The organism is Cloacibacterium sp. Arc13 (genome assembly GCF_041431305.1).
GTDB classification, from domain to species: domain Bacteria; phylum Bacteroidota; class Bacteroidia; order Flavobacteriales; family Weeksellaceae; genus Cloacibacterium; species Cloacibacterium caeni_B.
Window position 1 is genome coordinate 1 of record NZ_JASMRM010000029.1, and the last position, 7,520, is coordinate 7,520.

Sequence of the window (7,520 nt, forward strand, 5' to 3'; positions counted from 1 at the left end):
TTTTTTGTTGTACAACCTCAAAGATACTTTGAGTTACTTTAATTCCTTCTTATTTTTTTATTTAGGACGCTATTGATTTACATACGTTTAACAATTAAAAGAAAAATCATGAAACTAGAAAAATTGAAAAAACTAAAAAAAACAAAACTAACAAAAGAAGCTATGGCAGTTACTTTTGGAGGCTACAGTGTTCAAGGAACTAATTGTAGTGGCAGTTACATTTACATTGGCGGACCTCAATACGATTGTGGAGATGGCTCTTTAGATTAAAATTTAAATTAATAATTATGAAATTAGAAAAACTAAAAAAATTAAAAAGCAAGGATAAACTTACTAAAGAAGTTATGTCTAAAGTTTTTGGTGGGTTTACAGTTTATGGTTCAAATTGTTCATTTACTGGATATCATGAATGCGGAGAGGTATCTCTTGATTAATTTGGTATTTTCATTTTGAGATGTGATGATTTTGTTACTCAATTTTGTGATATGTTTGTTTACAAAATTGAATAAAAAAGTTACAGATCAATTTAAATACATTTTTTTAACCAACCGCTTTTTTAAGCGGTTTTTTTTAAAAAATTTTATGATTTTATTAATAAGTCAATCAGAATACGAATATACTACTGACACAATACTTGATTGGATAAATCATCTTGGTGGAAATGTAAAGAGAATAAATGGAGCAGATTTGATTAATGAAAATTTGACAATAAAATTTGATAATAAAGGAAATTTCAATACAGATTTGTTAGGGATAAACTTTGAAGATATTAATGTTATTTGGTACAGAAGATGGATGAATCATGACTACAGATATTATGAAGAAGATGAAGATTTTAATTATTTTTTAAAAAATGATTTTATAAAAGGTTGCTCAAAATATTTTTTCCATTCTTTAAGAGACAAAAAATGGTCAGTAAGTCACAATTTATTGAAACAATATCCTAGTAAAGTAGAACAAAATTCTTTAGCCGTAAAAAATGGTTTTTATATTCCAGAATCATTAATATGTAATAATAAAAAAGATTTAAAAAAATTTTTAAAAAAGCATAGAAAAGTTATTAATAAACCACTTTATGAGGTTGGAATTTTTTATGAAAATCAAAATATTTGTGCTACATATACTACACGTATAGATGATAAAAATATTAATTTGATTGATGATTTTTTTTATCCATCTTTATTTCAACAAGAAATAGATAAAAAATTTGAATTAAGAATTTTTTACTATAAAGGAGAGATATATCCCATGGCGATTATATCAAATAATAATGAACAAACTAGTGTAGATTTTAGACGTTATGATTTCGAAAAACCAAATAGAAATTTTCCTTTTAAGTTGACTGGAGAAGAAGAAAGACAAATAACAAATTTGATGAATGATTTAGAACTTGACACAGGATCGTTAGACATTATTTATACACCAGAAAATGCTTTATATTTTTTAGAGGTAAATCCATTGGGCCAATTTGGCATGGTCTCTTCTCCGTGTAACTATTATATTGAAAAAAAAATTGCTGAATCTTTAATAAATGAAGACACAAAATAAAAAAAACATCCCATTAATATTCAGAACCCCAATGACCGTTGGAGGAACACTTAATATTGACTCTAAAAGACATAATTCAAAAAATACCTTTAGTATTAATTTTTATAAATCAATATGCAAGTATGATATCAAATAAATATATATACCTATACGGTAATTGTACCGTTGTTAAAGGATTTTCCCAGAGTATTATTTGTGACTTACAAAGGAGAAATTATGAAATAATTCCTAATTCTCTTTATGAAATAATAATAAATCTAAATGAAGAAAGAAATTTATCTACCTTGAGAGATAAATTTATAAATGAATCTGAAATATTTGACTCCTATATAGAATTTCTAGTTGAAAATGATTTCATTTATATTGATAATGAATTACATGATAGGTTTAAAGAAATTGATTTTTCAAAATTTGATATCCCTTTTATCATCTCTAATGCAGTTATTGATTTTAGTGGGAAATATGAAAAAGAATATCTCAAAAAAGTTGTTATTGAATTAGATGAATTGAGATGTGAAGCTGTTGAATTTAGAATATTTAATGAAATTTCTGAAGTGGATTTTAAAAAAATACTAGATTATTTTGATTTGACTGGTATTAGATGTATTAATCTAGTAGTTAAATATTCCAGATATATGGAGGAATCTTTTTTTGAATGGATTGAAAATAATTGTAAAAGAGTAAGAGAAATTACATTATTTAATTATCCAAAAAACTTGAAAATTAGAAAATTATTATTCCCTATATATTTTTTAGATTTAGAAAACTTTAATGAAACTTGTTGTGGTTTTGTTTCTCCAAAAACTTTTTCTGTGAATATTCAAAGTTTTACTGAATCTTTAAAATTTAACTCATGCTTATACAAAAAAATTGGAATAGATCAGTACGGAAATATTAAAAATTGCCCATCAATGGAAAATAGTTATGGTAATATTAAAAATTTAAAAATTTCTAATGCGATTACTCAAAAGGATTTTTCAAAATATAATTTGATTAATAAAGATCAAATAGAGGTTTGTAAGGATTGTGAATTTAGATATATTTGCACAGATTGTCGGGCTTATTTGGATAATCAATTTAGCAAACCTAAAAAATGTAGTTATAACCCTTATGAAGGTATATGGAAAAATTAAAAAGTGATTTTAAAATAGTTCAGTCTTTTTGGTCAAAACCCATTATAAAACATAAAGATTTATCTAACTTAACCGAAAAAGTTCATAGAAAAAATGGAGGGTGGCTTTCAGACGATATTTTTTATATGAGCTGTGCATTAAGTTGTTTAAAGCTTAAAGAATTTTATAATAATGTTGAATTAGTTACTGATGATATTGGAAAAAAAATTTTAATTGATGAATTAAAGTTGCCCTACACAAGTGTAAGGACAGATTTAGAGAATATTAAAGAGTTATCAGAAGAGTTGTGGGCAATGGGAAAATTAATTGCCTATAGTGTTCAAAATGAGCCCTTCTTACACGTAGATAATGATGTGTTTATTTGGAAACCTTTTAATGAAATGATTTTATCGTCTGACTTTATAGTACAAAATGCGGAAAGTGAGATAGAATTTGGTAAAAATCTGTGCCAAGATATTTATAATAATTTTGAGGGATTTACTCCCGAATTACTTGTTTATACTAAAAATGGAGGAATGATTGGGAATACTTCCTCATATAATTTTGGTGTTTTTGGTGGAAATAATATTAACTTTATTAAGTTTTATGTAGATTTCGTTTTTGATTTTATAAAAAAGAATGATAAAAATTTGTCTAAAGTAATGACTGGTGCACTTAGTATTTATTTAGAACAAGGCATATTTCATCAACTTTCTAATCAATATAATATGAAGGTTAAAGAGTTATATGAAGGCATTAGAAATTTTGCGTTCTTCTATCAATTTGAAAAAATTCCCGAAATAAGTTATATTCATACATTGGGAGGAGCAAAGAGAAATTCAATAATAAATGAACAGGTCTATCTTAATTTGCTTAATGAATATCCTATATATCATTCAAGAATATTGAAATTAGCCAATAAAAATTTTTTTTAATATGTTTTATAGAACAAAACATTTGTTATCATTGATTTATAATGATAAAACATTTTATGATAATGATTTATTTGATATAATTAAATCTACGGAAAACAAATTTATTGAGGAAGTATATAATTATGAATTTTTTAAAAAATCAATCAATCAGTCAATACCTAATAAATTTGAATATATCAAACAACTAAATATTTTTCGAAAACATCTAACAGGAGGAATATCTGAATTACTAAAATTAAATATTATTGCTAATAACTCAACTCATATTTTTTCATCACATTTTTATCTTAATGATATTTTATCTCCTCACAGACTTGTTATTAAGGATATTGACTCAACTATTTTCTATAATAATATTCCCTCACAAGAAACATATTATTATTGTGTTAGAAAATCATTAATTGAAAATCTTGACGATATCGAGTATGCCTTATATGGATTTGGAAATTTACTTATTGATATATTTGATTTTGGTAAAGAGATTAAACTTTTTGATTTATACAACCTAGTGAAAAAAGAATTTGAAAATGATGATGATGTATTAAATGATGTGTTCATTACATTTTTATCAGAAAATTTTGTGAAAAATTACTCTATAATTATTTGCTAATGATAAACTTCCCTTTTTTTAAACAGGCTGATAGTCGAGATTGCGGTCCAACCTGCTTGAGAATAATTAGTAAATTTTATGGTAAAAGTATCTCATTAAAAGAGATTCGGCTTTTTTCTGAGACGACAAGAGAGGGAACTAATCTTTTATCGTTAAGCGATGCAGCGGAAAAAATTGGATTCTCAACATTAGGGGTAAAAATTGATTTTGACACCCTGTCTAGTGATGTACCGTTTCCATGTATTGTGCATTGGAACAAAACTCACTTCGTTGTTGTTTATAAAATTAAAATCAAAAATAATAAAACTACTGTTTATGTTTCAGATCCTAGTTATGGACTAATACAATATAATAAGGAAGAATTTATTAAATCTTGGATTGGAGAGAATGCTTCTTCAAGTACAGATGAAGGAATCGTTTTAGTTTTAGAAACAACACCTACTTTCTATAAAAATGATTGGGAAGATGAAGCGAACAAAACCTCCTTCTCCTTTCTAGTGAAATATTTTCTTAAGTATAAAACGTTATTTTTACAACTTTTATTAGGTCTAATTGCAGGGAGTTTATTATCTCTAATTTTTCCATTCTTAACCCAAAGTATTGTTGATATTGGGATACAAAATAATAATTTGAATTTTATATATTTAATATTATTAGCGCAGTTATTATTATTTATAGGAAAAACGGGTATTGAAATTTTTAGAGGCTGGATCTTACTTCATTTATCTACAAGAATAAATATTTCTATAATATCAGATTTTTTTGTTAAATTAATGAAGTTGCCAATCAGTTTTTTTGATACAAGAATGACTGGTGATATAATGCAGAGAATTAATGATCATAATAGGATTGAACAGCTACTAACAAGTTCATCTCTAAATACTCTATTTTCATTATTTAACATAATTATATTTGGTGTTGTTTTATTTTCTTACAATTATCAAATATTTATTGCTTTTTTTATAGGTTCAATGATATACTTAATTTGGATTCTTTTCTTTTTAAAAAAAAGAAAGGAATTAGATTATAAAAGATTTGCCCAATTTGCTCAAGAACAAAGTCAAGTAATTGAAATTGTTAATGGGATGCAAGAAATTAAAATGTTTAATGCAGAAAAACAAAAAAGATGGGGCTGGGAATCTACTCAAGCTAAACTATTTAAAATACATATAAAGTCTTTGTCCTTAGAACAATTACAATTCGTAGGAGGTAATTTTATTAATCAGATTAAAGATATATTAATCAGCTTCTTATCTGCCAAACTCGTATTAAGTGGTAATTTAACTCTTGGTATGATGCTATCAATACAGTATATTGTAGGACAGTTAAGCTCTCCCCTATCTCAACTAGTTGATTTTATTAAACAATTTCAAGATGCAAAAATATCTCTCGAACGATTAAAAGAGATTCATGAAAAAGAGGAAGAAAACTCACATGAACAAACTCTTTTTGAAGATATCCCAAAAGATGACATTGAGATTAATGATTTATTTTTTAAATATTCTGGTTCTCAAGATTTCATTTTTTCAAGCTTAAATATTAGAATCCCCTATAGAAAAACCACTGCAATCGTAGGAGCAAGTGGTAGTGGTAAAACAACATTATTAAAACTTTTGATGAAATTTTATGAACCTCAAAAAGGAGAAATCCTAATTGGGAACCTAAATCTAAAAAATATTTCCCCTAGAACATGGAGAGACAAATGCGGAGTTGTAATGCAAGATGGATATATATTTAATGATAGTATTGCAGAAAATATATGCATTGGAAATGATAATATTGATAAATTAAAATTAAAGAAAGCAGTAGATATATCTAATATAAAAGATTTTATTGAAAAACTTCCCTTAAGTTATAATACTAAAATAGGAAATGAAGGCATTGGGATAAGTGGTGGGCAAAGGCAGAGATTATTTATTGCTAGAGCTGTTTACAAAGAACCTGAATACATTTTTTTTGATGAGGCCACAAGTTCCTTGGATGCTAATAATGAGAATATTATAATGGAAAATCTTGAAGAATTTTTTAAGGGCAGAACAGCAATCATTATCGCTCATAGATTATCTACTGTTAAAAATGCTGATAAAATCATTGTTTTAGACAAAGGAAAAGTCATTGAAGAAGGTACCCATTCATATTTAACATCTTTAAAAGGAGAGTATTACAAATTAATAAAAAATCAATTAGAACTTGGAAACTGATAATAATATTTTAGATAATCTAGAACTTCGATCAGAAAGTATAAATGAAGTATTCTCGCAACCTCCTAACAAATTGGTAATATGGGGTAATGCATTTATATTAATAATATTATTCTTAATTCTAATTTTTTCTTATTTTGTTAAGATTCCTGAGTACGTAAATTCAAATATAATAATAGAATCTAATAACTATATTTGGTCTGGTGAATCTCCAAGAGATGGAAAAGTTGATAAAATCCTTGTTAGGGATTCTCAATATGTTAAAAAAAATCAAATAATTCTAATACTAAAATCAGATTTTGATTCTTTACCGCAAAGTAATCTCAACAAAGTAAATAATAAGAACGAGATACACCATGTTGTGCAAGATAAAAATATTATAAAATCTGCCTATGAGGGAAATATATATTTTTTAAAGCCAATAAGAAACATATATGAAGTAACAAAAGATGATAAAATATTCTATGTTATTTCTCAAAAAAAGGAAGATCATATTTTCGGTACTATTAGTCTTAAGTCCTCAGAAGTTGGCAAAGTAACTCTTGGTCAAAAAGTTGTAATAAAACTAGAAAAATATCCACATGAAGTTTATGGAACAATTGAAGGTAAAGTAGAAATGATATCTAAATTTCCAAATAGTAAAGACCTTTTTTATGTTAGCGTTTCTTTCCCAACATCTGATTTACAAACATCATTCCATAAAAAAGTAAATGTAAATTTAAATTTAAATTTAAGAGGAATAGCACAAATTGAAGTAAGTAAAGATAGATTAATTGATAAAATCTTTAAATATTAATTTATATATTTTTAATTTGGAAAAAAATAGTTTTTAAGAAAAAAAAATTGAAGACAAGTTTTGGTGTTTCATACACCATTCGGGAAGTACAACGGCTAATATTAATGTGATGAATTTCCGCGTTGGAGTATTTTGAAAAAGGCTTTTAACGATTTTTTAAATGCATTGACTATCTTTTCATCAGATGAGTCTTATTTCATAATATCAGATACAATTTGTTACTTTCATTAAGAATAAATCCTATCAATAGCGTCCTAAATAAAAAAATAAGAAGGAATTAAAGTAACTCAAAGTATCTTTGAGGTTGTACAACAAAAA

General features: G+C 25.7%; 8 protein-coding genes. All 8 read left to right on the top strand.

Features of this window, described 5'->3' with window-relative positions; translation table 11 throughout:
* Positions 1–108: 108 nt before the first annotated feature.
* The 8 genes from QO190_RS13090 to QO190_RS13125 all read left to right on the top strand — a co-directional run bounded on the left by QO190_RS13090 (position 109) and on the right by QO190_RS13125 (position 7,202).
* On the top strand, positions 109–270 hold the full coding sequence (locus QO190_RS13090; protein ID WP_371463810.1) for a hypothetical protein: 162 nt from the start codon (positions 109–111) through the stop codon (positions 268–270).
* 17 nt (positions 271–287) lie between these two features.
* Positions 288–434 carry a hypothetical protein gene (locus QO190_RS13095; protein WP_371463812.1) on the top strand — a complete coding sequence of 49 codons (147 nt, stop codon included), beginning with the start codon at positions 288–290 and terminating at the stop codon, positions 432–434.
* A gap of 67 nt (positions 435–501) precedes the next feature.
* Positions 502–1,548 carry a grasp-with-spasm system ATP-grasp peptide maturase gene (gene gwsG, locus QO190_RS13100; RefSeq protein ID WP_371463814.1) on the top strand — a complete coding sequence of 349 codons (1,047 nt, stop codon included), beginning with the start codon at positions 502–504 and terminating at the stop codon, positions 1,546–1,548.
* A 122-nt stretch (positions 1,549–1,670) separates the two neighbouring features.
* A complete protein-coding gene (gwsS, locus tag QO190_RS13105; RefSeq protein ID WP_371463816.1) occupies positions 1,671–2,681 on the top strand; it encodes a grasp-with-spasm system SPASM domain peptide maturase in 1,011 nt (336 codons plus the stop codon).
* Positions 2,669–3,595 carry a DUF6734 family protein gene (locus QO190_RS13110; RefSeq protein ID WP_371463818.1) on the top strand — a complete coding sequence of 309 codons (927 nt, stop codon included), beginning with the start codon at positions 2,669–2,671 and terminating at the stop codon, positions 3,593–3,595. Before gwsS ends, QO190_RS13110 begins: the two co-directional genes overlap by 13 nt.
* A gap of 1 nt (position 3,596) precedes the next feature.
* The gene (locus tag QO190_RS13115; protein WP_371463820.1) at positions 3,597–4,205 is read left to right on the top strand and encodes a hypothetical protein; all 609 of its coding nucleotides are present in this window, start codon (positions 3,597–3,599) and stop codon (positions 4,203–4,205) included.
* Positions 4,205–6,406, top strand: coding sequence for a peptidase domain-containing ABC transporter (locus tag QO190_RS13120; protein WP_371463822.1), 2,202 nt, complete (start codon positions 4,205–4,207; stop codon positions 6,404–6,406). Before QO190_RS13115 ends, QO190_RS13120 begins: the two co-directional genes overlap by 1 nt.
* Entirely contained in the window at positions 6,396–7,202 is an 807-nt protein-coding gene (locus QO190_RS13125; protein WP_371463824.1) for a hypothetical protein, read from the top strand. Before QO190_RS13120 ends, QO190_RS13125 begins: the two co-directional genes overlap by 11 nt.
* Positions 7,203–7,520 lie beyond the last annotated feature (318 nt).

Bases quoted from the DNA above. Each gene is read 5' to 3' on its own strand.
- QO190_RS13090 (WP_371463810.1), top strand. From the start codon at position 109: ATGAAACTAGAAAAATTGAAAAAACTAAAAAAAACAAAACTAACAAAA.
- QO190_RS13110 (WP_371463818.1), top strand. From the start codon at position 2,669: ATGGAAAAATTAAAAAGTGATTTTAAAATAGTTCAGTCTTTTTGGTCA.
- gwsS (WP_371463816.1), top strand. From the start codon at position 1,671: ATGATATCAAATAAATATATATACCTATACGGTAATTGTACCGTTGTT.
- QO190_RS13115 (WP_371463820.1), top strand. From the start codon at position 3,597: ATGTTTTATAGAACAAAACATTTGTTATCATTGATTTATAATGATAAA.
- QO190_RS13120 (WP_371463822.1), top strand. From the start codon at position 4,205: ATGATAAACTTCCCTTTTTTTAAACAGGCTGATAGTCGAGATTGCGGT.
- QO190_RS13095 (WP_371463812.1), top strand. From the start codon at position 288: ATGAAATTAGAAAAACTAAAAAAATTAAAAAGCAAGGATAAACTTACT.